Raw genomic sequence first — 26,288 nt, 5'->3', positions numbered from 1 at the left:
GGGCTACTTTCCGATCGTCGCGTTCATCGTGGAGACGAACTGATCCGGGCTGATCTTCTTCAGGAAGATCTGGTCGAGGTTCGCGAGCATCGCGTCACCTTGCGCCGGGCTGAGGGCCTGGTCCCAGGAGAGGGTGAACGTTGGCGCGTTCTTGGCCATGCCGTAGAGGTAGCTCAGGAAGTCCTTGTCCGGCGATGCCGCGAGCTTGCTTTCGATGCCGGTGGTGACGGGGACCGCTCCGGAATCGATCAAGGCCTGCGTATCCGCGTCCGTGAACATTCCGCTCTTCACGTAGTCCAGGGCGGCCTTCTTTTGGCTATCGGTGGCCTTGGACGAGATCGACCAGAAGTTGGACGGATTGCCCACAATGTTGGCGGGATCGCCCTTGCCGCCGCTGACGCTCGGGAACGCGGTGAAGCCGAGCTTGCCGTTCTTGACGAAGTCCGCGGCGTCCGTCTTCATGCTTTGGTAGATCCACCCGCCTTGCAGGATCATGGCTGCCTTGCCGGTGTAGAGGAGGGCTTGGTCGGCGTTGCTGTCGGCCGCGATCGAGGAGAAGCCGTTCACGAATCCGCCGGCGTCAACGAGGTCCTGGATCTTGGTGAGGGCTTCCTTCACGGCAGGATCGGACCAGGCATTTGGCTTGTTGGCGGCTATGTTGGCGAAGACTTCGGGTCCGCCGATCCGTTCCACGAGGTATTCGAGCCACATGAGGTCGGGCCATTTGGACTGGCCGCCCAGCGAGAACGGAGCGATCCCGGCAGCCTTGAACTTCGGCACGAGGGCCATCAAGTCGTCCCAGGTCTTGGGGGCTTGGGCGCCGATCTTGTCGAAAACGTCCTTGTTGAAGTAGAGCACCACTGGCTGCACGTTGTTGTTGGGAAGGGCGTAGGTCTTGCCGTCGATGACGCCGTTCTTCAGCACCGACGGCAGGTACCGGCTCTTGACGTCGGGGTTGGACGCGATGAAGTCGGACAGATCGGCCACCTGGCCGGCGTCGACATATGACTTCAGCACTCCGCCGCCCCAACCGTAGATGAAGGTGGGACCCTGTCCGGCCCCGACGGCGGTACGCACCTTCGTCTTGTAGGCGTCGTTCGCGAAGAAGTCGAGTTTGATGGACTCGTCCGGGTGCGCCTTGTTCCAGGCGTCAATGGACTTTTGGAGCACCGGCTGGTTGCCGCCCGTGAGCCCCCACATGGTTGCGGAGTCAGAGCTCGCGGACGCACTCGACGGTCCGCCGGATCCACAGGCGGCGAGGGAGATCGACATTGCCGCGGCGGTGACGGCCATCGCTGCTGAACGCAACGTGAGTTTTACCATTTGCTTTCCATTCGTCCTTCGGGCTCGACGCTGGTTGCCCGGGTTGTTGGTGCGGGAGCGCTTCTGGGGAGGTGGCGCTGCCGCTGGTACTGTTTCTGGAAACGTTCGAAATATTTCGACAGTATTTTCGAATCGGTGAAGTAAATTTAGCTGTGGTGCGCGTCACCGTCAAGCGTCTTTTGGCGAAGTATTTGGCGGACCTGCCGAAAAGCAGTTGACTTCAACACTGCCCAAACCGACACTGGAGTGTGCGAAATATTTCGAAAGACTCGAGGTGATGTGTGGCTAGCAATGAGCGCCCCGCCAAGTTGACGCTGGCCGCCATCGCCCGGGAAGCCGGAGTTTCAGCGCCCACCGTCTCGAAAGTGGTCAATGGGCGCGAGGACGTGGCCGCGGATACGCGGGCCAAAGTCCTCACCGCCTTGGAGCGCACGGGATACAAGTCGCCCCTGCAGCGGAAAAACACCGTCTGGCGCCGGCCCGTCGTCGAGGTGGTGATCGACACCCTGAACTCGGCTTACGGGGTGGAAGTCCTCAACGGCGTGCTTGAGCACGCGGCCGCGTCCGACGTCGAGGTCCTCCTTAACGTCACCGGCCAGCAGCGCGGTTCGCACCTCAGCCCGGAGCAGCGGGCGCAGCGGATGGTCGACGAGGGGCGCAGTGGCATGATCGTTGTGACCTCGGCCTTCAGCGCCGCCGAATTGGAGCCGTTCCACCGCCGGCAGATACCCATCGTGGTCATCGATCCACTCAACCCGCCGCAAGGAGAAGTGGTGAGCGTCGGGGCAAGCAACTGGGCCGGTGGCAAAGCCGCGACGGCGCATCTCCTCGGCCTGGGGCACCGCAGGATCGCATTCCTTGGCGGTCCCGAAGCCGCGGAATGCAACCAGGCCCGCCTCCATGGCTACATGGCCGCGCTCATGGCAGACGGCGTCGCCGTTGAGGAAAGCTACATCTTCTCGGGTCCCTTCCGCCCCGACAACGGAGTGGCCGGAATGAAGTCCATCCTCCAGCTCGAACCGAGACCCACTGCGATCTTTGCCGCGAGCGACAGCATTGCCCTGGGCATCCTCGCCGAAGCCCGCCGGCAAAAAATCCGCATCCCCGAGGACATGAGCGTGGTGGGCTTCGACGGAACATACCAGGCCGAGGAATCCGTCCCGCCGCTGACGTCGGTGTCCCAGCCCCTGCAAGAAATGGGGCGTGCTGCCCTGCGCTTCGTGATGCGCCAATTGCGCGGAGACACCTTGGACTCACACCGCGTGGAACTCGCAACCCACCTGGTGGTCCGCGAATCCACGGCCCCGCCGGCAGGCTAAGGCGCCTGAGCCGAGCGTGCTAGTCTAGCCCGCCTCAGCGGCTCTCGAGGAGGGCGCTCAGTTTGTCCTGCGGCTGATCCATCGGCGCGGCCTGGACTGGAAGGGCGAGCGTGATCCTGGTGACCACGTTTTTCGAAACCGATTCGAGGACGTATTCCGTGCTCGAGGACAGCTGGTTACGGGCATACCAGGCCCGCTCGCCCGCGCCGTCCACCGGGTTGGGGGACATCATCAGCCGGGGCAGCCCGACCTTCGCGAGGGAATCGGCGTCCGGAAAGACATCGGTGGAGACCGTCAGTGCGTTGCCCGGATCCGCATCCTGTCCTTGCGGTACGGGCACCAAGCTGAAGGTGCAGGTCGTTTCCTTCATGCCTTGGTTTTCGGTTGCGGACGCCGTTCCGGTCTGGACCTGAGCCGCCACGTCGCCGAGTTTCTGCCGGATGGCCTCCAACGTCGGCGAGGCGCACGCCTGGCTTCCGGGGGACTCGAGGGTCCTGCCGTCCATCGCCGTCGTGCCCGGGGTTGCCGTCACGTCGGTGCGGGGGGACGCGGGGGCGGCGGCCGTCGTCGTAGTGGAAGCGCCCGACGTCGGGCCGCCCTGGCAGGCGGTCAGCAGCACCGCCGCGACTGCGAGCGACAACGTGACACCCGCGCAGCGGTTACCAGAAGATGTCATAGCCCACTCCCATCACGATCCGGTCGCCCGCTTGCGCGGTTCGCATGAATTGCAACAGGTCCGGGTCGTTGAACGCCAGGCAGCCCCATGTCGGTTTGTTGTTTCCGTGCAGGAAGATCGCAAAACCGGCGTTCATGACGATCGGCGAATCCGGCGGCCGGTTGTAGTTGATCACGACGCCTTGCCGGTAGTCATGCGTGGGTCGGGTAGCGAAGTACCACATGTTCTCGTCGGGGAAGATGTCCGAGCTCGACTCGAAATACTGGTTGTAGTTGGCGTTCAGCCTGCCGCCCCACCGCGAGAACGGGTTCAGGGTCCGGTAGGACAAAGCGGTTCCGGGGTTGCCCAGGCCGAACGCCTCGGTCACCGTGAAGGAACCGGTGGGGGAGAACGCCTGCCACGTGGGACCAGTGGCCACGCCCGGTCCGGCAAACCCCGATTCTCCGGCTGAGCCTATTGCTCCCCATTCCTTGACGTATTGGCCGTCGCCGGGCCGGCGGACGCACGTAATCATGGAAACCTGGGTGGAGCGGTAACCGTCCGCGATGGCCAAGGAAACTCTTTGCGCGCCGGCAGTCGAATACTTCACGGCGCCGGAGTTCAGCGCCGGGCAGTAGCCGTCAGTGGAGATCGTGTAGCGGACGCCGCCTGTGCTGATCCATTGGAGCCGGCCGAACTGGAAGCTCTGGCTGCAGTTCCCGGCTGCGTCGCAAGCCTCTGCGGTCGTCGGATAGCCGATCACGCTGTCCTGTGCGTGCCGGGAGTCGTAGAAGCTGCCGAGTCCTCCCCACACCGGCATGGTGCCGGCACCTACCGCGAAGTAGATCTTGCCGCCGGTGAATTGCTGCGAGCAGCCGCCGAAGCGAAGTCCGCATTGCTCCTCGCCGTGGGGCGCGCCCAAGTAGCCGTTGATACCGCCCAAGCCTTGGTAGCGGCCGTTGATCGCTCCGATGACAGCGAAAGTCCCATATCCAGGGACGAAATAGATCCCGCCGTGCTGGAACTGCTGGGCGCACACGTTTCCGGGAAGCCCGCATTGTTCGCTGCTGCTTGGATAGCCGAGGTACCCGGCGGATCCGCCGAAGCTTTGGTAGCGGCCGTTGATCCCGCCCCACACGGCGAACGTGCCGTATCCCGGGACGAAGTAGATGGGCCCGCCCTGGAATTGCTGCGAGCAAGCGCTTCCGGCCAGTCCGCATTGCTCATCGCTGATCGGGTAGCCCAAGTTGCCGGTGTCCGCGCCGACCATTTGGTAGCGGCCGTTGATCCCTGCCCAGACATAGAACGTGCCTTGGCCGGGGACGTAGTAGATCCAGCCCTTTTGGAACTGCTGCTTGCATGCCCCGCCGGGTAGCCCGCACTGCTGATCTGCGATCGCGGGTCCGAGGGCTCCGGCGTCTCCGCCGAGGCTTTCGTGCTTGGCGCCGATCGCGCCGGGGACCGCGAAGTCGGCCGCCTTCACGGTTGGCTGCGAGGGTACCGGAGCAGGAGTCGACGGCGAAGCGGCCGGCGGGGTCGCCGTCGTCGTCGGTGCCGCTGAGGTGGGCGACGACGTCGGTACGGTCGGTTCGGTTGGCGAGGTCGGTGCGGTTGGCGAGGTGGGCGCCGTCGGGGGTGTCGCCGTCGGGCCCGGTTCCGTGGGGGTCGCTGCGCCCGTCGAGGGCGGCGCGTCGCTTGCGGTTCCCGCGCTCGGGGATGGGGACGGAACCGGTGCTTGAAGGGCGGGGGCCGCAATAGCCTGGGCGGGCAGCAACGCGAGGGACAGGCCGACGGCGATCGCGGCTCCTAGCCGGTGGAAACGCAGGAAGGAAGGGAAATGCCTGCGCCTGCGGGACGTTCTTGGGTGTGCTCCGATGCCAGTAATCGCCTTCTCCTCTACTACCGCATTCAACTGACGCCATAGCCATTGAGGACAAGCGCGGCAGCGATGCGACCGTAAAGAACCTTCCCCCAAGGCACACGGGGATCATACCCCGCAGAATGGTGCTGGTGGGGCTATTGGTGACAGGGGTTTTCGTCGGAAGCATGCGCACAGTGGGTAGAGTCGAACCCATGACTAGCCGAAAGGTCCGAGTTACAGTTAGCGCTTTGGTGTTTTTCGGGTGCCTGATTCTGCTCGTCCCGGCAAGCCCTGCGACGGCTGCACCCTGCAACCAGGGGGGACTTTTGGGCCTGGTGCCCATGTGTTCTCCGGGAAACTCCCCCAGCCCCCGCCCAAGCGGCAAGTCCAGTCCGCCGGTGACTGAGCCGGCACCGCTGCCGCCGCAACCGCAGCCTGATCCGGGAACGGTACGTCCCACTGTTGGCGCGTCCACGCCGCCGCAGATGACAGCGGAACTTCAGCCTGCAGAGACTACTGCCGCGGTGCCCACGCCGGTCCCTTCGCCGCGGACCTCCCTTGCCCCGTCACCCTCAAGCCAAAGCACCATGGCGGTCGCAGTCCCGGGTACCGACGGTCCGAGCCAAGCTGCTCCGACGGTTTCACCGACGTTTTCCGTGGCTGGAATGCTGCTTGCCTTCGGCGGAGCCATGATTGCCGCCGGCGGCGTCGTGGGACTGAGGCGGTATCCGCTCTAAGATCCGTTCCGATTCCGCCCCGGAACAAGCCGTCGGATTAAACAGTCCGATCCACCGCGGCAAGGATAGCTTCGCCAAGCTCTAGGGGTTTCGTGAATTGGGGCCAGTGGCCCGTGGGGAGGTCGACGAATTCGACGTCGTTGATGCGAGCCAGTTCGGCCACGAAAGGATGCCCGGATTCGATCCACTCAGCCAGCAGGCTCGACGGAAATTCGCAGGCAATGATGGTGGCCGGAACATCGTATCGACGGACGTCATGCAAGTGTTGTTTGTCGCTCGTCACGTCCTTCGGTTCCGGGATGGCCCGGGAGCGGAAGGCGGCCCGCAGATCCTCGTTAAGGTCAACAAGGTCCTCATTTTCGAAGAGTTCCCAAGGCGGCAAGGGCACGGCGTCCCCCTGGACGGGCAGCTCATCATTGATGACGCCGCCTTCGCCGAGGGGGCCGCTATCCACATACACCGCCCGCACCACTCGCTCCGGCCGGGCGTCGACGGCGCCATGGATGATGGCGCCTCCGCCCGAATGCCCCACTAAAACCACGGGCCTTCCGACCGCATCCACGGCCTCGACAACCGCTTCAATATGGTCTCGCAACCCGATGCCTGACTTGGGGGCGTCAATGGCCTCCAAACCAGGCATCGTGAGGGGGTGGACCCGGTGGCCCGCCGCCACAAGCGGCGGGGTGACTTCCGACCATGACGAGGCATCCAACCAGAACCCGGGAACCATGATGATGTCCATGCCCGTACATTACGACGAGCTACCGACAGAAGCCACGGCTACTGAGTAATTGTCAGACGGACTCCGGCAACCCCGAACGCAAGAGGGGCGCGAAGAACGCGGCGAGTTCCGTCGTCGCACTCAAAGGCAGCACGTTCGCTACGTACTGGTCCGGACGCACCACCACCACGGCGCCGCCGCGGTCGATGCCACGGAGGTCGAAGATGTCCGCCGCGGGATCGGTGCCGAAGACCTTCTCGAGGTAGTTGAGCTGGAACGGCCCCACCTGCGGCTTGAACACCGGCGGAACGGCGCTGATGTCAACGCCCGCGTGGTTTTGCTGGTAGATCACCTTGACGTCGAACCATGCGTCGGCGTCGGCGTCGGCGCCCGACGGCGTTGCGGCCAGCGGCGAGTCCGGCGAGTTCGCGATCCACTCGGCGAAGTCCGACACGCCTGAGGTTGCGCCCGCGGCCGCCGCGTCTGCGAAGACGTAGATGCGCCAGCGGCCGTCCGCCATTGCGTGGTGGCCAAGGTGCATGGGGTTCGTGTCGCAGACCCGGACGACAGGTGCGGACTTGAAGCGCTTGCCGAGGGGGAAGCCGGTAGCCAGCTCCTGGTGCGTGGGTTCCGCGACGAGCATGGAGGGAGCGTATTCCGTCATGAATCCGGCCGGGAATTCGGCCGTGCGCACGTAGAAGTCCTCGAGTTCGGAGGGGTCGTCGAACTCCTCGGGCTTCTTGGCCATGAGGCTGGACCATTCCTTGTCGAAATCGATGAGGTTCTTCGCGACGACCTGGCGTTCGGCCGAGTAGGTGGACAACAGGGATTCCGGGCTGCGGCCTTCAAGGACGTGCCCGAGCTTCCAGCCCAGGTTGAACCCGTCCTGCATGGAGACGTTCATGCCTTGTCCGGCCTTGGCGCTGTGGGTGTGGCATGCGTCGCCGGTGATGAATACCCTCGGCGAACGGATGCCGCGCTCCTCCGGCAGGACGTCGTCGAAACGGTTGGTGAGGCGGTGGCCTACCTCGTAGACGCTGTGCCACGCGACGTTGCGGACGTCGAGCGTGTACGGGTGGAGGATTTCGTTGGCCTTCGCGATGATCTGCTCGATGGTGGTGTTGCGCACCGCGCGTCCGTCGTCCGCCCCGACTTCGCCGAGGTCAACATACATGCGGAACAGGTGGCCGCCTTCGCGTGGGATGAGCAAGATGCTGCCGGCTTCGCCCTGGATGGCGCACTTGAGGCGGATGTCCGGGAAATCCGTGACCGCGAGGACGTCCATGACGCCCCACGCATGGTTCGCCTGGTCGCCGGCGAGCGTGCAGCCGATCGATTCGCGGACCTTGCTGCGGGCGCCGTCCGCGCCGACGACGTACTTTGCCCGGACAGTCCGTTCCTGGCCTTCGTTGGGGCCGGAGGTGTGGAGAAGGGTCACGGTGACGGGGTATTCGCCTTCGCCGGTGACCTGGAGGTTGCGGAATTCGTAGCCGTAGTCAGGCGTCATGCGGGCGGGGGAGTTCGCCATGAATTCCGCGAAGTAGTCGAGCACGCGGGCCTGGTTGACGATGAGGTGCGGGAACTCGCTGATGCCCATTTCGTCGTCAACGGCGCGGGCGGCGCGGACGATGTTCGCGTGGTCCGCGGGGTCCGGCTTCCAAAAAGCCATCTCCGTGATCTGGTATGCCTCCGCGATGATCCGCTCGGCGAATCCGAACGCCTGGAAGGTCTCGACACTGCGTGCCTGGATGCCGTCGGCCTGCCCGATCGCGAGCCTGCCCGGGCGCCGCTCGACGATGCGTGCGGTGATGCCGGGGAACTGGGAGAGTTGCGCCGCGGTGAGCATGCCCGCTGGTCCGCTGCCGACGATGAGCACGTCAACCTCGTCCGGAAGGTCCGCAGGGCGGTTGATTCCGACGCCGGCAGCTGGCTGGACGCGCGGATCGCCGGATACGTAGCCATGGTGGTGGAACTGCACGGGATTTCCTCACTTCATTGTGTAGTGTTCAAATATAGAACTGAAAATTCTTTATTTGAACTTCAAATTCTGTTCACACTGTACGCCAGATGTGACGAGGGTGACAAGGCTTGGGTTTCGGGGGGTTGACGAGCCGCCATTCCCGCGCCATAGTTTTCGTATACGATTTCGTACTCGATGAGGAGTCCATGTGGAACAGGTCACCGACCACCTCTTGGCCGCGGCCCGCAAGGTCATCGCGGTGCATATCAATTACCCGAGCCGTGCCGCTCAGCGCGGTCGTACCCCGGAACAGCCGTCGTATTTCCTGAAGCCATCGTCCTCCTTGGCGCACAGCGGTTCAACGGTGGAGCGTCCGGCCGGTTGCGAACTGCTCGGTTACGAGGGCGAGATCGCGTTGATCATCGGTAAGCCCGCCCGACGCGTGAGCATCGAGGACGCGTGGAGCCATGTTGAGTGGGTCACCGCCAGCAACGACCTCGGCGTTTACGACCTGCGTTACGCGGACAAGGGCTCCAACCTGCGCTCCAAGGGCGGGGACGGGTTCACCCCGGTGGGTCCGGCGCTGATTCCGGCGTCCGACGTCGACCCCGCCAGCCTGCGCATCCGCACCTGGCATAACGGTGAACTCGTCCAGGACGACACCACCGAGGACCTGCTCTTCCCGTTCGCCCGGGTCGTCGCGGACCTTTCCCAATTGCTCACCCTGGAAGAGGGCGACGTCATCCTGACCGGCACCCCGGCCGGCGCGTCGGTCGCGCAGCCGGGGGACGTCGTCGAGATTGAGGTCACCGGCGGCGGGCTCGGCACCGGCCGGCTGACCACCACGGTGACGGAGGGTACGACGGCGTTCGCGGACTTTGGTGCCCAACCCCGGACCGATGACACCCAGCGGGAGGAAGCCTACGGTTCGCGGGAAGCCGCCGGCCTTCCCGCCGTCGTAAAAGAAAGCGTCCTGACGCCAGAACTGAAGAAGAAACTCGAATCCGTGGCCACGGCCACGTTGTCCAGCCAGCTGCGCAAGCGCGGCTTGAACAACGTGAGCATCGATGGTTTGCAGGCCACCCGTCCGGGCCGCCGCGTCGTCGGGCTCGCGCGGACCCTGCGGTATGTTCCCAACCGCGAAGACTTGTTCAAGACCCACGGGGGCGGTTTCAACGCCCAGAAGCGCGCGATCGATTCCGTGAACGAGGGCGAGATCCTGGTCATGGAAGCCCGCGGCGAGAAGGGCACCGGCACGGTGGGGGACATCCTCGCGCTGCGGGCCCAGACGCGCGGTGCCGCCGCGATCATTACCGACGGCGGTGTCCGGGACTTCTCCGCGGTGGCCGAGCTGGACATGCCCACGTACTTCGCCAATCCGCACCCGGCCGTGCTCGGGCGTCGGCACATCCCGTGGGATACGGACATCACCATCGCGTGTGGCGGGGCGACCGTGCAGCCTGGGGACATCATCGTGGCTGATTCGGATGGAATCCTCGTGATCCCGCCGGCCATCGCGCAGGAACTCGTGGACGAGTGCATCGAGCAGGAAAAAGAAGAGGCCTTCATCTTCGAGATGGTCAAGCAGGGCAACAGCGTGGACGGGCTGTACCCGATGAACGCCTCATGGCGTGCACGCTACGAAGAATGGGTCGAAAGCCCGGAAGGAGCCCAAGGTGACTGACATCGCCGTCGAGAGCAAAACCGGGAGCAAATCCGAGCAGGCCTACGCCGCCGTCAAGGCCCGCATCGTGGAAGGCACCTACACGCCGGGTTACCGGCTGGTACTGGCCAAGATCGCCGAGGACCTGGGCGTGAGCGTGGTCCCGGTCAGGGAAGCCATCCGGCGCCTGGAGGCCGAGGGGCTCGTGAAGTTCGAGCGCAACGTCGGCGCCACGGTGTCCGGGATCGACCCCACCGAGTACCTGTACACCATGCAGACCTTGAGCATTGTGGAGGGCGCCGCGACGGCGTTGTCCGCACCGCTCATCGATCCGGAAGCGATCGCGAGGGCGCGGGCCGTGAACGAGGAGATGCGCGATTGCCTGGAACACTTCGATCCGGTCCGGTTCACCGCCCTTAACCAGGATTTCCACAGCGTCCTCTTTGAACACTGCCCCAATCCGCACATCCTGGATCTCGTGCACCGGGGATGGAACCGGCTGGCGTCGCTGAGGGCCTCGACTTTCCGGTTCATCCCAGGCCGTGCACGGGAATCCGTCGAAGAACACGAGGCGCTCCTGCAGCTCATTGAAGCAGGAGAAGACGCCGACACCATCGAAAAAGCAGCACGCCGGCACCGTACCGCCACCTTGGACGCGTACCTCGCCCAAGCCAAGTAGCAGTGCCCAAGCCAACCACCAGTAAGGATTTCAACGATGACTACCCCTACCGCGACCGAGACCACGCAGCACAACATTCCCGAGAACCTGCCCACCCACATCCAGCACTACATCGACGGTAAGTTCGTGGACTCGATCTCCGGGAAGACCTTCGATGTCCTGGAGCCGGTGTCAAACACCAACTACGCCACCGCTGCCTCTGCTCAAACAGAGGACGTTGACCTCGCCGTCGCAGCCGCGAAGCGCGCCTTCAAGGACGGCCCGTGGCCGAAGATGCTGCCGCGCGAGCGTTCCCGCGTGCTGCACAAGATCGCAGACATCGTCGAATCGCGCGACGACGAACTGGCCCTCCTCGAGAGCTTCGACTCCGGCCTCCCCATCACCCAGGCCAAGGGCCAGGCCCGCCGCGCAGCCGAGAACTTCCGGTTCTTCGCCGACCTGATCGTGGCGCAGGAAGACAACGCGTTCAAGGTGCCCGGCCGCCAGCTCAACTACGTGAACCGCAAGCCGATCGGCGTCGCCGCACTGATCACGCCGTGGAACGTTCCGTTCATGCAGGAATCGTGGAAGCTCGCCCCGGCCATCGCCACCGGCAACACCGTGGTCATGAAGCCGGCCAGCTACACCCCGCTCTCGGCCGGACTGTGGCCGGAGATCTTCAGCGAAGCCGGCCTGCCGGACGGTGTCTTCAACCTGATCTTCGGTTCCGGCAGTGTCGCCGGCGACTACCTCGTCAAGCACCCCGACGTGCCGCTGGTTTCCTTCACGGGCGACAGCTCCACCGGGGCCACGATCTCGACGGCGGCCGCTCCCCAGTTCAAGAGCCTCTCGCTCGAGCTTGGCGGCAAGAGCCCGGCGGTCGTTTTCGCCGACGCCGACATCGAGTCCGCTCTCGACGCCACCGTTTTCGGTGTGTTCAGCTTGAACGGCGAGCGTTGCACCGCCGGTAGCCGCGTGCTCGTGCAGCGGGACATCTACGACGACTTCGTGGCCCGTTTCGCCGAGCGTGCGAAGAACATCGTGGTGGGCCTCCCGAGCGATCCCGCCACCGAGGTTGGCTCGCTCGTGCACCCGAACCACTTCGACAAGGTCATGAGCTACATCGAGATCGGCAAGTCCGAGGGTCGGCTCCTCGCCGGCGGCGGCCGCGCCGATGGCTTCCCCACGGGCAACTACGTGGCACCCACGGTTTTCGCCGACGTCGCACCGGACGCCCGGATCTTCCAGGAGGAGATCTTCGGTCCCGTCGTCGCCATCACGCCCTTCGACACCGACGAAGAGGCACTCGAGCTGGCGAACAACACCAAGTACGGCCTCGCCGCCTACGTGTGGACTTCGAACCTGAAACGCGCTCACAACTTCGCGCACGGCATCGAGTCGGGCATGGTCTGGCTGAACTCGAACAACGTCCGCGACCTGCGCACCCCGTTCGGCGGCGTCAAGGCTTCCGGTCTTGGCCGCGAGGGCGGCTACCGCTCGGTGGACTTCTACACCACCCAGCAATCGGTGCAGATCACCCTCAACGAAGCCCACTCGCCCAAGTTCGGCAACGTCGTAGACGCTGCAGAAACCAGCGACAGCTAATCCCCGCAAACTCCAAGCCTTTCAAAGAAGAGAGAACATCATGAGCAACGCCTTCACCGGCCCGATCCCTACCCCATCAGTTCCGGCTCCGGACATTGTCCGCTGCGCTTACATGGAGATCGTGGTCACGGACCTCGCGAAGTCCCGCGCGTTTTACGTGGACCTGCTCGGCCTGCATGTGACCGAAGAGGACGAGAACACGATTTACCTGCGCTCCTTCGAGGAGTTCATCCACCACAACCTGGTCCTGCGCAAGGGCCCGATCGCCGCCGTCGCAGCGTTCGCGTACCGGGTGAAGTCCCCGGCCGAAGTGGACGCCGCCGAGGCGTACTACAAGGAACTGGGCTGCCGCACCGAGCGCCGCAAGGAAGGCTTCACCAAGGGCGTGGGCGATTCGGTCCGGGTGGAGGACCCGCTGGGCTTCCCGTACGAGTTCTTCTACGAAGTGGAGCACGTCGAGCGCCTCACCCAGCGCTACGACCTCTACTCCGCCGGTGAACTCGTCCGCCTGGACCACTTCAACCAGGTCACCCCGGACGTGCCGCGGGGACGGAAGTACCTCGAGGACCTCGGCTTCCGCGTCTCCGAAGACATTAAAGATTCCGACGGCGTCACGTACGCCGCGTGGATGCACCGCAAGCAGACCGTGCACGATACCGCCCTGACCGGCGGCAACGGTCCGCGCATGCACCACGTCGCGTTCGCCACGCACGAGAAGCACAACATCATCCAGATCTGCGACAAGATGGGTGCCCTGCGCATCAGCGACCGGATCGAACGCGGCCCCGGACGCCATGGCGTGTCCAACGCGTTCTACCTCTACATCCTGGACCCGGACGGGCACCGCATCGAGATCTACACCCAGGACTACTACACCGGGGACCCGGACAACCCCACGGTCACCTGGGACGTGCACGACAACCAGCGCCGCGACTGGTGGGGCAACCCCGTGGTCCCGTCCTGGTACACCGAGGCCTCCCTCGTCCTGGACCTGGACGGCAACCCGCAGCCGGTCATCGAACGCGTTGACAAGTCCGAAATGGCCGTCACGATCGGCGCCGACGGCTTCTCCTACACCCGCAAGACCGACGACGGCGGCGACACGACCGCCGTCGAAGGCTTCAAGCTCGGCGCACAGGTCTAAGCCGATGCTGGACGCGAAGACGATCGAGGCCATTGCCGACGAGCTCGTGGAGGCCGGCCGGAACCGCAAACCGGTGCCCCGGCTGACCGCGCGCTACCCGGAGATGACCGTGGAGGATTCCTACGCGGTGCAGCAGTTGTGGCGCCGCCGGAACGAGGAAGCCGGACGCACGCTGGTGGGGCGCAAGATCGGACTCACGTCCAAAGCCATGCAGGCCGCCACGGGCATCACCGAGCCGGATTATGGCGCGATTTTCGATGACATGGTCCTGGAAACGGGCTGCTCGGTGGCCTGGGACCAGTACACCCACCCGCGGGTGGAGGTCGAGCTGGCGTTCGTGCTCAAGGACGGCCTCAAAGGCCCCGGCTGCACGATCTTCGATGTCCTCAACGCGACCGACTACGTGGTTCCGGCCCTGGAGATCCTGGATTCCAGGATCGAAATGGAGGGCCGGACCATCGTGGACACCATCTCGGACAACGCCGCGATGGGCGCGATGGTGGTCGGCGGGCGCCCGGTCAAGCCGGACGCGGTGGACCTGCGCTGGGTCTCGGCGATCCTGTACAAGAACCAGACCGTGGAGGAAACCGGCGTCGCCGCCGGCGTCCTGGACCACCCGGCCAACGGCGTGCATTGGCTCGCCAACAAGATCGCCGCGCACGGGGACTCGATGAAGGCCGGCGACATCATCCTCGCCGGCTCCTTCACCCGTCCCCTCTGGGTGTACAAGGGCGATACCGTCCACGCCGACTACGGACCCTTGGGAGCAGTGACGTGCCATTTCAACTAGGCCCGACCTTCCCCGAAGCACTCGCACAGGCCGGCCACCCCCTCGCTGGCATGTGGGTGTGCTCAGCCAGCCCGCTCGTGGCCGAGATCTGCGCCGGGTCCGGACTGGACTGGCTGCTCATCGACGCCGAGCACAGCCCCAACGGCCTCGAATCGGTCCTGGCCCAGCTCCAGGCCGTGCACGGCTACCCCGTGCAGGCTCTGGTGCGGCCACCCGTGAACGACACCGTGCTCATCAAGCAATACCTGGATTTGGGCGTGCAGAACCTGCTCATCCCCATGGTGAACTCCGCCGCGGAAGCCGAGGCCGCCGTCGCCGCGATCCGCTACCCGCCCCACGGGGTCCGGGGCGTCGGTTCGGCGCTGGCCCGCGCCGCGCGCTGGAACCGCATCCCGGACTACCTCGCCCGGGCCGCCGAAACCATCAGCCTCACGGTGCAGATCGAGTCCGAAGCCGCGGTTTCCGCCGTCGAACAGATCCTCGCGGTCGACGGCGTCGATGCCATCTTCCTCGGCCCCTCCGACCTCGCCGCGTCCATGGGCCTGCTCGGCCAGCAGGAACACCCCAAGGTGCGCGCCGCCGTCGAGCACTGCCTCGCCGCCGCCGCGGCAGCCGGGAAACCGGCCGGCGTCAACGCCTTCGTCGCCGCCACCGCGAAGGCCTATCTCGACGCAGGTGCCTCCTTCGTCCTGGTCGGCGCCGACGTTTCACTCCTCGCCCGCGGCAGCGAAGCACTCGCCGCTGCGTTCGTCCCGCAAGCGCCCGACGGCGGAACGGCCGTACCTGGGGCAGGTCCTACGCCGTCGAGCTACTGAGCGGAAATGTGGGCGGGCCTTCGCGGCCCGACCCCTTTCCGGGATGCTTGGACGGCGTTACATTGGAGGTTACCCCGGGTCCGCCCGGGGGCGGTCGAGGAGGGGACCGTCCATAATTCAACGGAGCAAGTCGTGTCCACGCAACCAGATGTCAACCCACAAGAAGCCGCAGCTTTTGAGCAGCAGCCAGCTGATGGCCGTCCAGCCCGCCCTGAATATGACCTTCGGGCGGTTTACGTCCCGCAGTCCGGGCTGTTCAGAGACGACGAGGGACGCGAGTTCTTCGTGACCGCAGTGGAATTCTGGGAGCATGCAACCGTTGTCAGCTTGTGCTGGAAGCGCAGGCCGATGGTAGGGCAGGGGAGCCCGCCCTTGCTTGTCACGGATGAGAAGGACCACGTGCTTGGCGTGAAGCGCATTTGGAATGTTGGTGCGCGGTCCATCCAGCATTATGAGCCGATGCCGCCGTCGGCCCGCTCGTTGACAGTGCTCATCGAGCGGAGAAACGGGCCCCAGGAACTGTTCAGCTGCCGGACGCCTCCGGCGAAGAAGGAACCGATGATGTGACCGGCTCCGGGATCACGGGCGCTCTGAACTGGCCGGGGTCTCGGTAGCCCGGGCCAGCGCCGCCCACAGGACCCGGATGGATCGCTCCACCCCGTCTTCGTCCATGCCTGCAATGAGCTGGAGGACAAGACCGTCGAGCGCTGCGAACGCGGCCTGGGCCACGCCTGTGTCACCACTGATTCCGATGTGCCCAAGCCCGGTGGAGATCGCGGAAATGTAGCTTTTGTAGAGGCGCCGGACTGCGCCTGCGAGTTCCGGGCGCCTTCTCGCTTCCAGGATCATTTCGTACTGAAAGGTCTGGATATCCGGGTTTTCGCGGATAAGTGCCATGAGCCTGCCGCAAAAATCCTCTTCATTGGTGGGCAGGTTCTCAAGTCCCGACAATCCAATCGAGCGGTTGACTGACCAATCCAAGGCCGCTTCGATCAATGCATCGCGGCTTCCAAAGTGGTGCGCCACAAGTGAGTTGTTGACGCCCGCGATTTCTGCGACGGCGCGATATGTCAGGCCTCGCAGCCCCTTCCGCGCCACGACGTGGACCGTTGCCGCGAGCAGGGCTTCTTTGCCTGTGCCATAGCCTCCGCTGACGTGCTCTCCCATGGATCCGAGTTTAGCGGGTCTTGACGCGAGAACTAAGCAAATGCTTAGATGTGACACACGGCACTACTGAGCATTTGCTCAATTTCGCCACCGACTGCAATGGAGAAGCCATGTCCACCCCGACGTCTGAACTCGAATTCACCATCCACGAGGCCTTCAACCCCGCAAAATACGAGCCGTTCGAGCTTGGCCAGGTGCAATGGGTGCGCCGGCCAGGCGACGGCAATCGCCCGGCCCTGTCCGCCGGGTTCTGGCACGTCACGCCCGAAGAAGCCCCGGCGCCGTTCGAGCTGCTCATCGAGGCCGACGAAACAATCCACATCATCGAGGGGCATCTGCATATCGAGGTCATCGGCGGTGACAGCTTCGACCTGCAGCCGGGATCGGCGGCCTCGTTCAACAAGGGAGCGCGCACCCGCTGGACCGTGGTTGAAGCCACCACTGAGTTCTTCGTCTACTCCTGAACCCGCTGAGAATCACCAGAGGCTTGATCATGATTGAAAACACCCGCCAGCCTGAAGGCCAGCGCGAACGCCAGCCAAAACGCCAGCCAAAACGCCAGCCTGAGCAGGCCGACGTCGTCATCATCGGCGCCGGTTTCGCCGGACTCACTGCCGCACGCGAACTGCGCCAAGCCGGACGCTCCGTCATCGTCGTGGAAGCCCGGGACCGCATCGGCGGGCGCACGTGGCTCGATACCCGGCTGGGGAGGCCGCTCGAGATCGGCGGAACCTGGGTGCACTGGACCCAGCCGTACGTCTGGGCCGAAATGAAGCGGTACGGGATAGGGACCGTGCAAAGCCCCGTCCCGGAAACCGCGTTTTGGTGGGCGGACGGAAAGAGCCACCAAGGCAGCCCGGAACAACTCCTGAACGAGATCGACGCCTCCAACCGCCAGCTGATGGAGGACTCGCGACTGTACTTCCCTGAGCCGTTCTCGCCCCTCGCGCATTTGGGCGCCAGCGATATCGATGCGACGTCGCTGGCGAAAAAGATCGCGGACTTGCGCATCGCGGATTACTCGAAAGACATCCTCGAATCGTTCTGGGCCCTGAACTTCAACGGTCCTATCGACGATGCCGCGTTCACCCAGGCGCTCCGTTGGGTCGCGCTCACCAATGGGGACTGGAAGATCTGCTTCGAAGCCTGCGCCACCTACAAGCTCCAAGGCGGAACCCTGGCCCTTTTGCAGGAAATTGCCGCCGGTTCCGACGTCCGGCTTAACACGACCGTCGTCGCCGTCGAGCACGATGAAAACGGCGCCACCATCAAAGCGGCCGACGGTTCGGTTTTCCAGGCCGACCACGTGGTCTGCACCCTCCCGCTCGGAGCGCTGCCGGGCGTATCCTTCGAACCGCCGCTGCCGGATTCAAGCCGCAAGGCCGTCTCCGACGGGCAGGTCTCAAAGGGAACCAAAGCTTGGATCAAGGTCAAAGGAACGCCGCAGCCCTTTGTTGCGCTGGGGTCGGCCGATTGGCCGCTCAACTTTGCCCAGACCGAGTACGAGGCGGATGGGGACACTATCCTCGTGGCGTTCGGACCCGACGCTTCGCGGCTGGACACGACGGATTTGGTCCAGGTGCAAGCTGCCCTCGAATTGCTCGTGCCCGGCCAGGAGGTCCTGGAGGTCGCAAGCCATGACTGGACGGCGGATCCGCTTTCGGGAGAGACGTGGCCCATGCATCGACCCGGATTCCTCAGCGAGGCGTTGGCCGCATTCCAAGCATCGCAGGGGCGTTTGTTTTTCGCGGGTTCCGGTTTTGCGAACGGTTGGGGAGGCTTCATCGACGGCGCCATCGAAAGCGGACTTGAGGCCGCACGCGCCATTCAGGACGGTTCCCTGGCCTAGGCGCTTTCCGTGGCGGCGGGGTTCGGCGTATCACCCGGGGTATCCGGGAGTCCGGAAACGAGCCTTCCCACCTGGATCAGGGCCGACCTGACCTTTGCCGGGCTGGTGATCGTCAGGAATTGAAGCATCAAACCGTCCAGGGCGGCGAAGATCGCCCGGGAGGCTTCGCCGCTTGTATCAAGGCCGCGCTGTGCCAAGGCCTCTTCGACAGCTTCCACATACGTGTCGTAGAGCCCTTCCACCATTGGCAGGATCTTCGGGTTGCGCCTGGACTCCAGGAGCATTTCGAACTGGAAAAGCTGCAGCTCCGGCTCGGCGGATACCGTTGCCATGAGCGAATCGGCGAAGCCTTCGTCGAAATCGGCGATCCCGGCCAGCCCCGTCTCCTGGATGGAGCGTTGGACGGCCCATTCCATGGTGGCGGCCAGGAGTCCTTCGATGGAACCGAAATGATGGGTGACCAGCGTGTGGTTCACTCCGGCCCGGGCCGCCACGGCACGGTACGTGACACCCCTCAGCCCTTTTTCGGCGACGACGTCGATCACGGCCGCGAGCAATGCCTCGCGGCCGTCTCCGTACTGTAATTTCCGCGAAGGCTGGCCCATAAGCCGAGTCTAGCTTCGTCCGATTGTTTGCAGAGACCCGTTGACACCAGAAACTAAACAAACGTATAGTTCTTTTTGTGGCCGGGATCACTATCCCGGCTGAAGACCTAAACGGAAGGCCTCAAGAGCACTTCCGGTCCCGCGAGATCGTTGCAAAGATGCGCGACGGCAGGGCGTTCATAACCTCATCAGCAGCGGCGATTCCGCCATTTGAGCTTCCGAAAGAGGAGCCTCCCTTGAATCAAGAACCACGAGACGCAGTCGGCGTCGGATTAGCAGAGCCCGTGTTGGAAACATCGGCAGTCCGGTTGCGACCGAACAAACTCGGCGTCCTGGCCATCGCGTTTTTCTCCATCGCCGCAGCGGCGCCCATGGCCGCCGTCGTCGGAGCAAGTCCTGTCCTCTTCTCGGCGAGCGGCCCCGGAACTCCGGTGATTTACACCATCGCCGCCCTCCTGGTCGCACTCTTCTCGGTCGGATACCTCCGGATGAGCCACCACATCACCAACGCCGGCGGCTTCGTCGCGTACATTGCCAAGGGACTCGGCAACAAGTGGGCTACGGCCGGCGCCGGCATCGCGATACTTACCTACCTCAGCCTCCAGATCGGGCTGTGGTCCCAATTCGGGGTGTTCGCCCAGCAGCTCGTTCAAAGCCTCACCGGCGTCGGGATCCCCGTCTATGTGTGGATCATCGTGGTCCTGGCTTTGACCGCCGGACTGACGATGCGGGGCGTGGACGCAAGCCTGAAAGTGCTCGGGGTGTTGATCCTCGGTGAAACATTCGTGGTCGGCGCGCTCGTTGTTTCCCTTATTGCCCAGAAGGGATGGGGGATCTTCACGTTCGGAGGCTTCACGGCCTCGAGTGTCTTCGGCCCCGGGCTGGGCATCTCAATGTTGTTCGCCTTCGCCTGCTTCACGAGTTTCGAGGCGACGGTGGTCTTCGCCGAAGAGGCGAAGAATCCGCGGCGGACCATTCCCCGGGCAGCGTACCTGGTCATTGCCTTCGTCGGAGTCTTCTACACCTTGTCCACGTGGGCCATCAGCGGTTCGATCGGCATCGACCATATCCAGGCTGAGGCAACCGGCAATCCCTCCGGCATGATCTTCGACCTCGCCAATGCCAGCGCCGGTCCGTGGCTGAGCGTCGCCATGCAGGTCCTTGTTGTCACAAGTTTCATCGCCATGCTCCTCGGCCTGTCCAACATGTTCTCCCGGTACCTCTTTGCCCTCGGCCGTGCCGGCGCACTGCCTGCCAAGCTCTCTTCGGTTTCCAGGACAGGAGCGCCATCCTTCGCCGGCTTGGTCAACGCAATCGTGGTCCTGGCCGTAATCACCGTGTTCCTCCTGGCCGGAGCCGACCCCATCGCCACCGTTTTCTCCTGGTTCGTGGCCTTGGGAACGGCGGGCTTCATAACCATCCTGCTGCTCACGTCAGCCGCCATCGTTGTGTTCTTCGCCCGGAACCGCATCCGCGACAATCTATGGGTCACGGTCATCGCCCCATCACTGTCCTTCCTGGCATTCATCGTCATCGGTTACCTGACGCTGGATAACTACGACGCGCTCCTGGGCGGCGCAGGCGGAATCGCACGCTGGCTCCTCCTTGGCATTCCGATCGTCGTCGTGGCAGGCCTCGCCCGAGGAACCCAAAAACCCTCCATTGACTACGCCGCCGAAATTCTCTAACACCCCAAGACACGCCCTCCGTGAACTCGAAAAGGACTCAACCATGACTTCAACCGATATCCAGGACTACATCCCCGAAGACCAGTGGCCCCCGGTGTCCGCGATGCTGGACGGATTCGGCGATCAAACCCTCCCCGCCTCTCCCGCGCTCGCCGGCACAACGCTGAGCATCCCAACACAAGGCGGGACCGCCGTCGAGCACGTCTTCACGGACCCGGCGACGGTCGCATGGGACGGCGGCTCAGCCGCGTACAAGGCCATCGAAGCGCGTCCGGACATCTTCATCATTGACTTCGTCCGAGGCGAAGGCGTCGACGGCGAGAACGTCACCATCATCTGGGACCGCAACACCGGAGCAGTCACCACCGGCATTTCGCGGTTCGTCACTGTGGACGGCAGGATCCGGAGCACCACCGATTTCACCGCCGCCCACGAGCGCTCCTCCGGGCTGGTGGGAAAGCGGATCTTCTACCGCTACAGCGATCTGGAAAGTTACGAGCACATCTACCTGAACCCCGGGACTTTCACATGGAACTGCGTCCGGGGCGGCGAGGCAGGGCTCGCCGACACAGACCGCTGCATGATGTGGGACGTGGCCGAGGACCTCTACATCTTCTTCTGGACGGAAAAGGTCATGACGGTCGAAGCCGTGTTGTTGATCGACCTCCGCGAACAGCGCTCGATCGGGCGAATGTTCGGCTGGGACGATCCCGCCGGCGAACCCGTAATCCTGCCGTTCAATTCGCGGCTCAGCGTGCTGAACACCACCGAATACCCGCAAGACACCCACAAGCACTGAGGAGCTTTTCTTGGAGACGTACGATTCGTTGTTGGCTTCGGTAACCGCTGCCCCCGGCCAGGCCAGCCGCACGATTTTTGATCCGGCGACTGGTGAGGCGGTCGGTGAAGCGCCCGTGCACACGGTCGCGGATCTGGACGCGGCGGTCGCGGCCGCTGCTGCCGCGCAACCCGCGTGGGCTGCTGCCGGGCACGAGGCCAGGTCCGCGGCGCTGCTGAAGGCCGCCGACGCCGTCGAACGCTCCGCCGAGGAACTCGCCCGGCTGCTCTCCCGCGAGCAAGGCAAACCCCTGAACGGCCCGAACGCCCGCTTCGAAGTCGGCGCGTGCGCGGCGTGGCTGCGCGCCGCCGCCACCACACCCCTGGAACCTGAAACGGTCGTCGACGACGGGACCACCCGGGCCGTGCTGCACTACCGCCCCATCGGGGTCGTCGGCGCGATCGGGCCCTGGAACTGGCCCATGATGATCACCGTCTGGCAGATCGGCCCCGCCCTGCGCATGGGCAACACCGTGGTGGTCAAACCCTCCGAATACACGCCCCTGTCCGTGCTCGCCCTGATCCACGTCCTCAACCAGGAACTCCCCGAGGGGCTGCTCACCGTGGTCTCCGGCGGGCGGGACGTCGGCGAAGCCCTCGCCACCCACCCCGGGGTCGGGAAAATCATGTTCACCGGCTCCACCGCCACCGGCAAGGCGATCATCCGCTCCAGTGCGGACACCGTCAAACGCCTCACCCTGGAACTCGGAGGCAACGACGCCGGCATCGTCCTGCCCGACGCCGACCCCAAAGCCATCGCCCAGGACCTGTTCTGGGGCGCGTTCATCAACACCGGCCAAACCTGCGCGGCATTGAAGCGCCTCTACGTCCCCGACTCGTTGTACGAGGCCGTCTGTACCGAGCTGACCAGCGTGGCCGCCGCGATGCCCATGGGTGTCGGCCTGGACGAGGCCAACGTCCTGGGACCCTTGCAGAACCGCGCCCAGTACGAGATCGTCGCCCGCCTCGTGGACGCCGCACGCGACGCCGGTGCCCGGATCCTGACCGGCGGGAACCCGGACACCAGCAAACCCGGCAACTTCTACCCCGCCACCCTCGTCGCGGACATCGAGAACACCAACCCGCTCGTGACCGAGGAGCAGTTCGGACCCGCCCTGCCCATCATCCGCTACAGCACCATTGAGGAAGCCATCACCATGGCGAACGCCCTCGACGTCGGACTCGGGGCCTCCGTCTGGTCCCCCGACCTGGACGCCGCCCGCAACGTCGCCGCCCGGCTCCAGGCCGGGACCGTGTGGATCAACAAACACGGCGCCGTGGACCCCCGCATCCCCTTCGGCGGCGCCAAACAATCCGGCTACGGCCTCGAATTCGGCACCGAAGGCCTCAAACACCTCGGCGTGCCACAAGTGATCAACGGCTAGCCCGCCTGCCGGACCTTCCGGGTAGTCCTGCGGATGTGGTCCGGCGTCAGGCCTGTCAGGGAAGCGAGTTCGATGTCGTCGCAGGCCTTGGTGCGGAAGGCCATCAGGATCAGGGCCTCCCTACGCTCGAGGATCTGGTCCCGGTGGCGTTCCGCGCCAAGCAGTTCTTCGCTCTTGGCTTTCAGCGCCTCCAAATGGGCGCTGCGGGAAAATCCGCTCGGATGCAGTTCGTCATAAGCCAATGCGATGGTTCGGACGCTACGGAGGTTCTCCCGGGTCACCGCGGAAATGGTAGCGAGCGTGAGCCCGTCGGCCACGGCCTGGGCGATCATTTCGTTTCGCGCTGAAGTCAGTGTCCTGATGGCGCTCGAGGCGTGCGTAAGGAGCTGCCGATGTGCTGCGAGGGCGTCCGTTAGCTTGGCGTGTTCCTTGTTGGCAGTGGACTGGGACCGTGGTGCCTTCGCGCGGTACGTATACCTTCCGGTGGCCGACCGGCTTTGGACTGGTCCAGCCTGGACTGACCCGGAATGGGCTGGCATTGGCTTCCTTTCGGACTCTGCATGCGGACTTGGCGTGAACGGTTGATCAGTCGAATTTAGGCACCTCGCACTGCCCGGCGGAAATACCAATACCGCGTGAACCCATAAGCAAAGCGCATGGAAGATGGCCATTTGCGCCGGGAACTCGACGATTCGGCACCCAAAGCGTCCAAAACGCGAACCCGTCATAAGGTCCGCTTATCAATCCACGCACATTATGTCTTATCCACGACGTCCTGCAGTCCCTAGTCTCGAAATGGGGGATTCGGTAAGCGAATCCTGAGTTCCATGTTTCTGGAGGAGACAATGTCCGACTACCTGCCGGCGTCGAGGGTCACCCGCATCAAGTCCTCAGCCAGCGTCGCGGCCGCCGCCCGCGTCCGCGAACTTCGAGCTGAAGGCATTCCGATCATCGACCTGACCGTCGGAGAACCGGATTTCGATACACCGGAGCACATCAAGGCGGCCGCGATCGCCGCGATCGGCGCCGGAGAAACCAAATACACTTCCGTCACCGGAACGGTGGAGCTGCAGACAGCGATCCTCCGCCGCATCGAAAGCCACACCGGCGTGCGCTACGAATCGAACCAGCTCACCATCGGCGGTGGAGCGAAGCAAGTCCTCTACGTCGCTCTCATGGCGTCACTCAACGAAGGCGACGAAGTCATCGTCCCGGCACCGTACTGGGTCTCCTACCCGGACATGGTCCTCGCCAATGACGGGACTCCCGTGATTGTTCCGTGCAGTGAGGAGGCCGGCTTCAAGCTCACGCCGGACGCCCTGCGCGACGCCATCACTCCCAAAACCAAGTGGCTCATCCTCAACGCCCCGTCCAACCCGACCGGCGCCGTCTACTCGCGCGAAGAACTGCAAGCATTGGGCGCGGTCCTCGAGGAATATCCGCATGTCTACATCTTGACCGACGAGATCTACGACGAAATCCACTTCGGCGACGGCCGGGTGACCAGCCTCGTGACCGCAGTGCCCGCGCTCCGGGACCGCATCCTGTTGGTCAACGGCGTGTCCAAGGCTTACGCAATGACCGGCTGGCGCCTCGGATACGGCGTGGGGCCGGCCCCGTTGATCGCCGCCATGAACAAGCTGCAGTCGCAGACGTCGTCGTGCCCGTCGTCGATCAGCCAGGCGGCTGCCGCCGCTGCCCTCAACGGCGACCAGTCGTTCGTGCGCGACAGCGTCGAGGTCTACCGCAAGCGCCGTGACGCCGCCGTCGAGGGCCTCAACGCCATCGAAGGGCTGTCAGTGGCGCCCGCCGACGGTGCTTTCTACGCCTACGTGAACTGCAGCGGAGTCATTGGCAAGACGGCCCCGGACGGCAGCGTCATCGGGAATGACCAGGACTTCACCCTGTACTTGCTCAACGAAGCTTCCGTTGCCGTGATCCAAGGCTCTGCTTACGGACTCGGCCCCTACTTCCGGATCTCCTTCGCGACATCGCTGGAGACCATCAACGCCGGCGTGGACGCGATCCGCAACGCCGTCAGCGCCCTCAACTAACGCCCAGCGGACAGAAAAGAAGAAAGATGCAGGAAATGATCCACGTCAAGACCAAGTTCCAGAGGCCGGATGCCGACGTCGTGAGCCGGCTCGCCGCGTTCTCCTCGGCAACCATCCACGAAGCCCAGGGCCGCAAAGGCGCCTTGAGCTCGAAAATCAAGCCGATCGACCGCTCGATGTCCTTCTGCGGCCCGGCTGTCACCGTCCGGTGTGCACCGCAGGACAACCTCATGCTGCAGGTTGCCATCCACTACGCCCAGGCCGGCGACGTTGTGCTCGTTGGCGCGCAGGAATTCTCCGACGCGGGCATCTTCGGCGACGTCCTGGGCAACGCCATGAAGGCGAAGGGGATCGCTGCGATGGTTACGGATTCCGGCGTGCGCGACACCCAGGACCTGATCGAACTCGGCCTGCCCGTCTTCTCCGGAAGCACCTGCATCAAAGGCACGGTCAAGGAAACCCTCGGACCCATCAACCACCCGCTCGTTTTCGGCGACGAAATCATCTACCCCGGCGACATCCTGCGCGGTGACGCTGACGGCGTCGTCGTAGTGCGGCGTGAAGAAGCAGAAGAAGTCATCGCCCTTTCGCAGGCGCGTGACGACGCTGAACGCGAGCTCATCAAGCAGTACCACGCAGGCGGAACCACCATCGAGCTGTGCGGACTGACGGAGAAGCTCAAGGCCAAGGGCCTCCTGGTCGAAGACTAAGAGTACGACGGCGGGCCGGTCACCGAACGCGGTGGCCGGCCCTCTGGCGTTCCGCCGGTTTCCGGACACAACAGGTTTCCGACACGAAAAAGGCGCCTTGCCAATGGCAGGGCGCCTTGCGTGGTTTGCTTGCGTGGTTTTCCGGGTCGCGGGGAAGCTCAGTCCAGTCCGAAGTGGCCCTGGGCGTCGACCAAGTGCCACTCGATGCTGTTTCCGGCGTGGGTGGGCATGATGCTTCCTTCGAAAACGAAAAGCGGCTCCACGAGGCTACCCAGCGGGCGCCAGAAGCCATTCCTGGGGCAGTGGAATCCGGTTCGCGCAGTCAATGATCCGCGGGTGGGATGCGAAATCCAGCTGGTTTGGCCGATCTTTTTCACCGAAGTTTCCTTTGAACGGGTCCACGGAATCCGTGGGCCTCTTTTCGAATTATTTGCTAATTCGATCCTAGTGTCGCGTGTCGTTAATAGCTAGACGTTTGGGTGTTTGGGAGGATTGGTTATGGCCAATCGTCCTGCTGCTGCCCTGGGTCTTCGTGATGGTGATTTTGAGGCGTTGAATCGTCTGTCCAGGTCCTCGGCGGGACGGGCGGGACTCGCCCAGCGGGCGCGGATCGTGCTGCTGGCCGCGGAGGGGCTGTCGAACACCGTGATCGCCGAGCGTGTCGGGGCGACACGGACGACGGTCATAGGGTGGCGCAGCCGGTACGAGTCCGCAGGGATTGCCGGGCTGCATGATCAGGACC

Annotated in this window: 27 protein-coding genes; 18 read left to right on the top strand and 9 right to left on the bottom strand. The window is 64.2% G+C overall.

The features are described from left to right. Positions 1-3: 3 nt before the first annotated feature. The gene (locus E1809_RS14145) at positions 4-1,323 is read right to left on the bottom strand and encodes an extracellular solute-binding protein (protein WP_133204883.1); all 1,320 of its coding nucleotides are present in this window, start codon (positions 1,321-1,323) and stop codon (positions 4-6) included. Positions 1,324-1,604: 281 nt separating this feature from the next. Between E1809_RS14145 and E1809_RS14140 the strand changes: the two genes are divergently transcribed. Beyond that, complete coding sequence (locus E1809_RS14140; protein WP_133204882.1) at positions 1,605-2,642, top strand: LacI family DNA-binding transcriptional regulator; 1,038 nt, start codon at positions 1,605-1,607, stop codon at positions 2,640-2,642. A 34-nt stretch (positions 2,643-2,676) separates the two neighbouring features. Here E1809_RS14140 and E1809_RS14135 read toward each other — a convergent pair whose 3' ends face one another. Continuing rightward, on the bottom strand, positions 2,677-3,318 hold the full coding sequence (locus E1809_RS14135; protein WP_133204881.1) for a hypothetical protein: 642 nt from the start codon (positions 3,316-3,318) through the stop codon (positions 2,677-2,679). Next, positions 3,302-4,780 (bottom strand): L,D-transpeptidase family protein, encoded by a 1,479-nt coding sequence (locus E1809_RS14130; protein WP_133204880.1) that lies wholly within the window; start codon positions 4,778-4,780, stop codon positions 3,302-3,304. Before E1809_RS14130 ends, E1809_RS14135 begins: the two co-directional genes overlap by 17 nt. On the opposite strand from E1809_RS14130, the gene E1809_RS14125 reads away from it, so the two are divergent. Both E1809_RS14125 and E1809_RS27085 read left to right on the top strand, forming a co-directional pair. Continuing rightward, positions 4,737-5,036, top strand: a complete 300-nt coding sequence (locus E1809_RS14125) for a hypothetical protein (protein ID WP_133204879.1) — start codon at positions 4,737-4,739, stop codon at positions 5,034-5,036. The two genes, E1809_RS14130 and E1809_RS14125, sit on opposite strands and share 44 nt — an antisense overlap. Positions 5,037-5,556: 520 nt before the next feature. Further along, positions 5,557-5,895, top strand: coding sequence for a RodZ family helix-turn-helix domain-containing protein (locus E1809_RS27085; RefSeq protein WP_133204878.1), 339 nt, complete (start codon positions 5,557-5,559; stop codon positions 5,893-5,895). A gap of 37 nt (positions 5,896-5,932) precedes the next feature. On the opposite strand, the gene E1809_RS14115 is transcribed toward E1809_RS27085, so the two are convergent. Together E1809_RS14115 and E1809_RS14110 are read right to left on the bottom strand one after the other, a co-directional pair. Further along, a complete protein-coding gene (locus E1809_RS14115; RefSeq protein WP_133204877.1) occupies positions 5,933-6,637 on the bottom strand; it encodes an alpha/beta fold hydrolase in 705 nt (234 codons plus the stop codon). Positions 6,638-6,689: 52 nt separating this feature from the next. Further along, a complete protein-coding gene (locus tag E1809_RS14110; protein WP_133204876.1) occupies positions 6,690-8,594 on the bottom strand; it encodes an FAD-binding monooxygenase in 1,905 nt (634 codons plus the stop codon). A 190-nt stretch (positions 8,595-8,784) separates the two neighbouring features. Here E1809_RS14110 and E1809_RS14105 point away from each other — a divergent pair, with 190 nt between their 5' ends. The 7 genes from E1809_RS14105 to E1809_RS14075 all read left to right on the top strand — a co-directional run bounded on the left by E1809_RS14105 (position 8,785) and on the right by E1809_RS14075 (position 15,818). Continuing rightward, positions 8,785-10,260, top strand: coding sequence for a fumarylacetoacetate hydrolase family protein (locus E1809_RS14105; protein WP_133204875.1), 1,476 nt, complete (start codon positions 8,785-8,787; stop codon positions 10,258-10,260). Then, positions 10,253-10,918 carry a GntR family transcriptional regulator gene (locus tag E1809_RS14100; RefSeq protein WP_133204874.1) on the top strand — a complete coding sequence of 222 codons (666 nt, stop codon included), beginning with the start codon at positions 10,253-10,255 and terminating at the stop codon, positions 10,916-10,918. The genes E1809_RS14105 and E1809_RS14100 overlap by 8 nt, the downstream gene beginning before the upstream one ends. A gap of 36 nt (positions 10,919-10,954) precedes the next feature. Next, positions 10,955-12,502, top strand: a complete 1,548-nt coding sequence (gene hpaE / locus E1809_RS14095; RefSeq protein ID WP_133204873.1) for a 5-carboxymethyl-2-hydroxymuconate semialdehyde dehydrogenase — start codon at positions 10,955-10,957, stop codon at positions 12,500-12,502. Positions 12,503-12,542: 40 nt separating this feature from the next. Further along, positions 12,543-13,646, top strand: a complete 1,104-nt coding sequence (gene hpaD, locus E1809_RS14090; RefSeq protein ID WP_133204872.1) for a 3,4-dihydroxyphenylacetate 2,3-dioxygenase — start codon at positions 12,543-12,545, stop codon at positions 13,644-13,646. A gap of 4 nt (positions 13,647-13,650) precedes the next feature. Then, positions 13,651-14,436 carry a 2-oxo-hept-4-ene-1,7-dioate hydratase gene (hpaH, locus tag E1809_RS14085; protein WP_133204871.1) on the top strand — a complete coding sequence of 262 codons (786 nt, stop codon included), beginning with the start codon at positions 13,651-13,653 and terminating at the stop codon, positions 14,434-14,436. Further along, positions 14,421-15,251 carry an HpcH/HpaI aldolase family protein gene (locus E1809_RS14080; protein WP_165962318.1) on the top strand — a complete coding sequence of 277 codons (831 nt, stop codon included), beginning with the start codon at positions 14,421-14,423 and terminating at the stop codon, positions 15,249-15,251. Before hpaH ends, E1809_RS14080 begins: the two co-directional genes overlap by 16 nt. 132 nt (positions 15,252-15,383) lie before the next feature. After that, the gene (locus E1809_RS14075; protein ID WP_133204870.1) at positions 15,384-15,818 is read left to right on the top strand and encodes a hypothetical protein; all 435 of its coding nucleotides are present in this window, start codon (positions 15,384-15,386) and stop codon (positions 15,816-15,818) included. Between the two features lie 12 nt (positions 15,819-15,830). Here E1809_RS14075 and E1809_RS14070 read toward each other — a convergent pair whose 3' ends face one another. After that, positions 15,831-16,418 (bottom strand): TetR/AcrR family transcriptional regulator, encoded by a 588-nt coding sequence (locus E1809_RS14070; protein WP_133204869.1) that lies wholly within the window; start codon positions 16,416-16,418, stop codon positions 15,831-15,833. A gap of 110 nt (positions 16,419-16,528) precedes the next feature. On the opposite strand from E1809_RS14070, the gene E1809_RS14065 reads away from it, so the two are divergent. Together E1809_RS14065 and E1809_RS14060 are read left to right on the top strand one after the other, a co-directional pair. After that, on the top strand, positions 16,529-16,882 hold the full coding sequence (locus tag E1809_RS14065; RefSeq protein ID WP_133204868.1) for a cupin domain-containing protein: 354 nt from the start codon (positions 16,529-16,531) through the stop codon (positions 16,880-16,882). A gap of 29 nt (positions 16,883-16,911) precedes the next feature. Then, entirely contained in the window at positions 16,912-18,267 is a 1,356-nt protein-coding gene (locus E1809_RS14060) for a flavin monoamine oxidase family protein (RefSeq protein ID WP_133204867.1), read from the top strand. Here the strand turns inward: E1809_RS14060 and E1809_RS14055 are convergent. Further along, entirely contained in the window at positions 18,264-18,872 is a 609-nt protein-coding gene (locus E1809_RS14055; RefSeq protein ID WP_133204866.1) for a TetR/AcrR family transcriptional regulator, read from the bottom strand. The two genes, E1809_RS14060 and E1809_RS14055, sit on opposite strands and share 4 nt — an antisense overlap. A gap of 236 nt (positions 18,873-19,108) precedes the next feature. Here E1809_RS14055 and E1809_RS14050 point away from each other — a divergent pair, with 236 nt between their 5' ends. From E1809_RS14050 to E1809_RS14040, 3 genes are read left to right on the top strand one after another with little or no spacing between them, the layout of a single operon-like run. Next, on the top strand, positions 19,109-20,560 hold the full coding sequence (locus E1809_RS14050) for an APC family permease (RefSeq protein WP_235835599.1): 1,452 nt from the start codon (positions 19,109-19,111) through the stop codon (positions 20,558-20,560). A 43-nt stretch (positions 20,561-20,603) separates the two neighbouring features. Next, positions 20,604-21,359: a MoaF C-terminal domain-containing protein gene (locus E1809_RS14045; protein WP_133204865.1), complete on the top strand. Its 756-nt coding sequence runs from the start codon at positions 20,604-20,606 to the stop codon at positions 21,357-21,359. Positions 21,360-21,369: 10 nt separating this feature from the next. After that, the gene (locus E1809_RS14040) at positions 21,370-22,782 is read left to right on the top strand and encodes an aldehyde dehydrogenase family protein (RefSeq protein ID WP_133204864.1); all 1,413 of its coding nucleotides are present in this window, start codon (positions 21,370-21,372) and stop codon (positions 22,780-22,782) included. Here the strand turns inward: E1809_RS14040 and E1809_RS27410 are convergent. After that, the gene (locus E1809_RS27410) at positions 22,779-23,321 is read right to left on the bottom strand and encodes a hypothetical protein (RefSeq protein ID WP_235835598.1); all 543 of its coding nucleotides are present in this window, start codon (positions 23,319-23,321) and stop codon (positions 22,779-22,781) included. The two genes, E1809_RS14040 and E1809_RS27410, sit on opposite strands and share 4 nt — an antisense overlap. A gap of 306 nt (positions 23,322-23,627) precedes the next feature. On the opposite strand from E1809_RS27410, the gene E1809_RS14030 reads away from it, so the two are divergent. Both E1809_RS14030 and E1809_RS14025 read left to right on the top strand, forming a co-directional pair. Continuing rightward, positions 23,628-24,836, top strand: a complete 1,209-nt coding sequence (locus E1809_RS14030) for an aspartate transaminase (protein ID WP_133204863.1) — start codon at positions 23,628-23,630, stop codon at positions 24,834-24,836. Positions 24,837-24,862: 26 nt separating this feature from the next. Then, on the top strand, positions 24,863-25,546 hold the full coding sequence (locus E1809_RS14025; RefSeq protein WP_235835597.1) for a 4-carboxy-4-hydroxy-2-oxoadipate aldolase/oxaloacetate decarboxylase: 684 nt from the start codon (positions 24,863-24,865) through the stop codon (positions 25,544-25,546). A 158-nt stretch (positions 25,547-25,704) separates the two neighbouring features. On the opposite strand, the gene E1809_RS14020 is transcribed toward E1809_RS14025, so the two are convergent. Beyond that, a complete protein-coding gene (locus E1809_RS14020) occupies positions 25,705-25,923 on the bottom strand; it encodes a hypothetical protein (RefSeq protein ID WP_133204862.1) in 219 nt (72 codons plus the stop codon). A 121-nt stretch (positions 25,924-26,044) separates the two neighbouring features. Between E1809_RS14020 and E1809_RS14015 the strand changes: the two genes are divergently transcribed. Further along, positions 26,045-26,288: helix-turn-helix domain-containing protein (locus tag E1809_RS14015; RefSeq protein WP_133204173.1), on the top strand; the 244-nt coding region annotated here is incomplete at its 3' end.

The organism is Arthrobacter terricola (genome assembly GCF_004354015.1).
GTDB lineage: Bacteria > Actinomycetota > Actinomycetes > Actinomycetales > Micrococcaceae > Arthrobacter > Arthrobacter terricola.
This window is presented reverse-complemented; position numbering and strand designations above follow the sequence as displayed.

Coding starts and splice junctions, on each gene's coding strand:
- E1809_RS14145 (WP_133204883.1), bottom strand. CDS start 1,323: ATGGTAAAACTCACGTTGCGTTCAGCAGCGATGGCCGTCACCGCCGCG.
- E1809_RS14135 (WP_133204881.1), bottom strand. CDS start 3,318: ATGACATCTTCTGGTAACCGCTGCGCGGGTGTCACGTTGTCGCTCGCA.
- E1809_RS14115 (WP_133204877.1), bottom strand. CDS start 6,637: ATGGACATCATCATGGTTCCCGGGTTCTGGTTGGATGCCTCGTCATGG.
- hpaE (WP_133204873.1), top strand. CDS start 10,955: ATGACTACCCCTACCGCGACCGAGACCACGCAGCACAACATTCCCGAG.
- hpaD (WP_133204872.1), top strand. CDS start 12,543: ATGAGCAACGCCTTCACCGGCCCGATCCCTACCCCATCAGTTCCGGCT.
- hpaH (WP_133204871.1), top strand. CDS start 13,651: ATGCTGGACGCGAAGACGATCGAGGCCATTGCCGACGAGCTCGTGGAG.
- E1809_RS14070 (WP_133204869.1), bottom strand. CDS start 16,418: ATGGGAGAGCACGTCAGCGGAGGCTATGGCACAGGCAAAGAAGCCCTG.
- E1809_RS14065 (WP_133204868.1), top strand. CDS start 16,529: ATGTCCACCCCGACGTCTGAACTCGAATTCACCATCCACGAGGCCTTC.
- E1809_RS14060 (WP_133204867.1), top strand. CDS start 16,912: ATGATTGAAAACACCCGCCAGCCTGAAGGCCAGCGCGAACGCCAGCCA.
- E1809_RS14055 (WP_133204866.1), bottom strand. CDS start 18,872: ATGGGCCAGCCTTCGCGGAAATTACAGTACGGAGACGGCCGCGAGGCA.
- E1809_RS14045 (WP_133204865.1), top strand. CDS start 20,604: ATGACTTCAACCGATATCCAGGACTACATCCCCGAAGACCAGTGGCCC.
- E1809_RS27410 (WP_235835598.1), bottom strand. CDS start 23,321: ATGCCAGCCCATTCCGGGTCAGTCCAGGCTGGACCAGTCCAAAGCCGG.
- E1809_RS14030 (WP_133204863.1), top strand. CDS start 23,628: ATGTCCGACTACCTGCCGGCGTCGAGGGTCACCCGCATCAAGTCCTCA.
- E1809_RS14025 (WP_235835597.1), top strand. CDS start 24,863: ATGCAGGAAATGATCCACGTCAAGACCAAGTTCCAGAGGCCGGATGCC.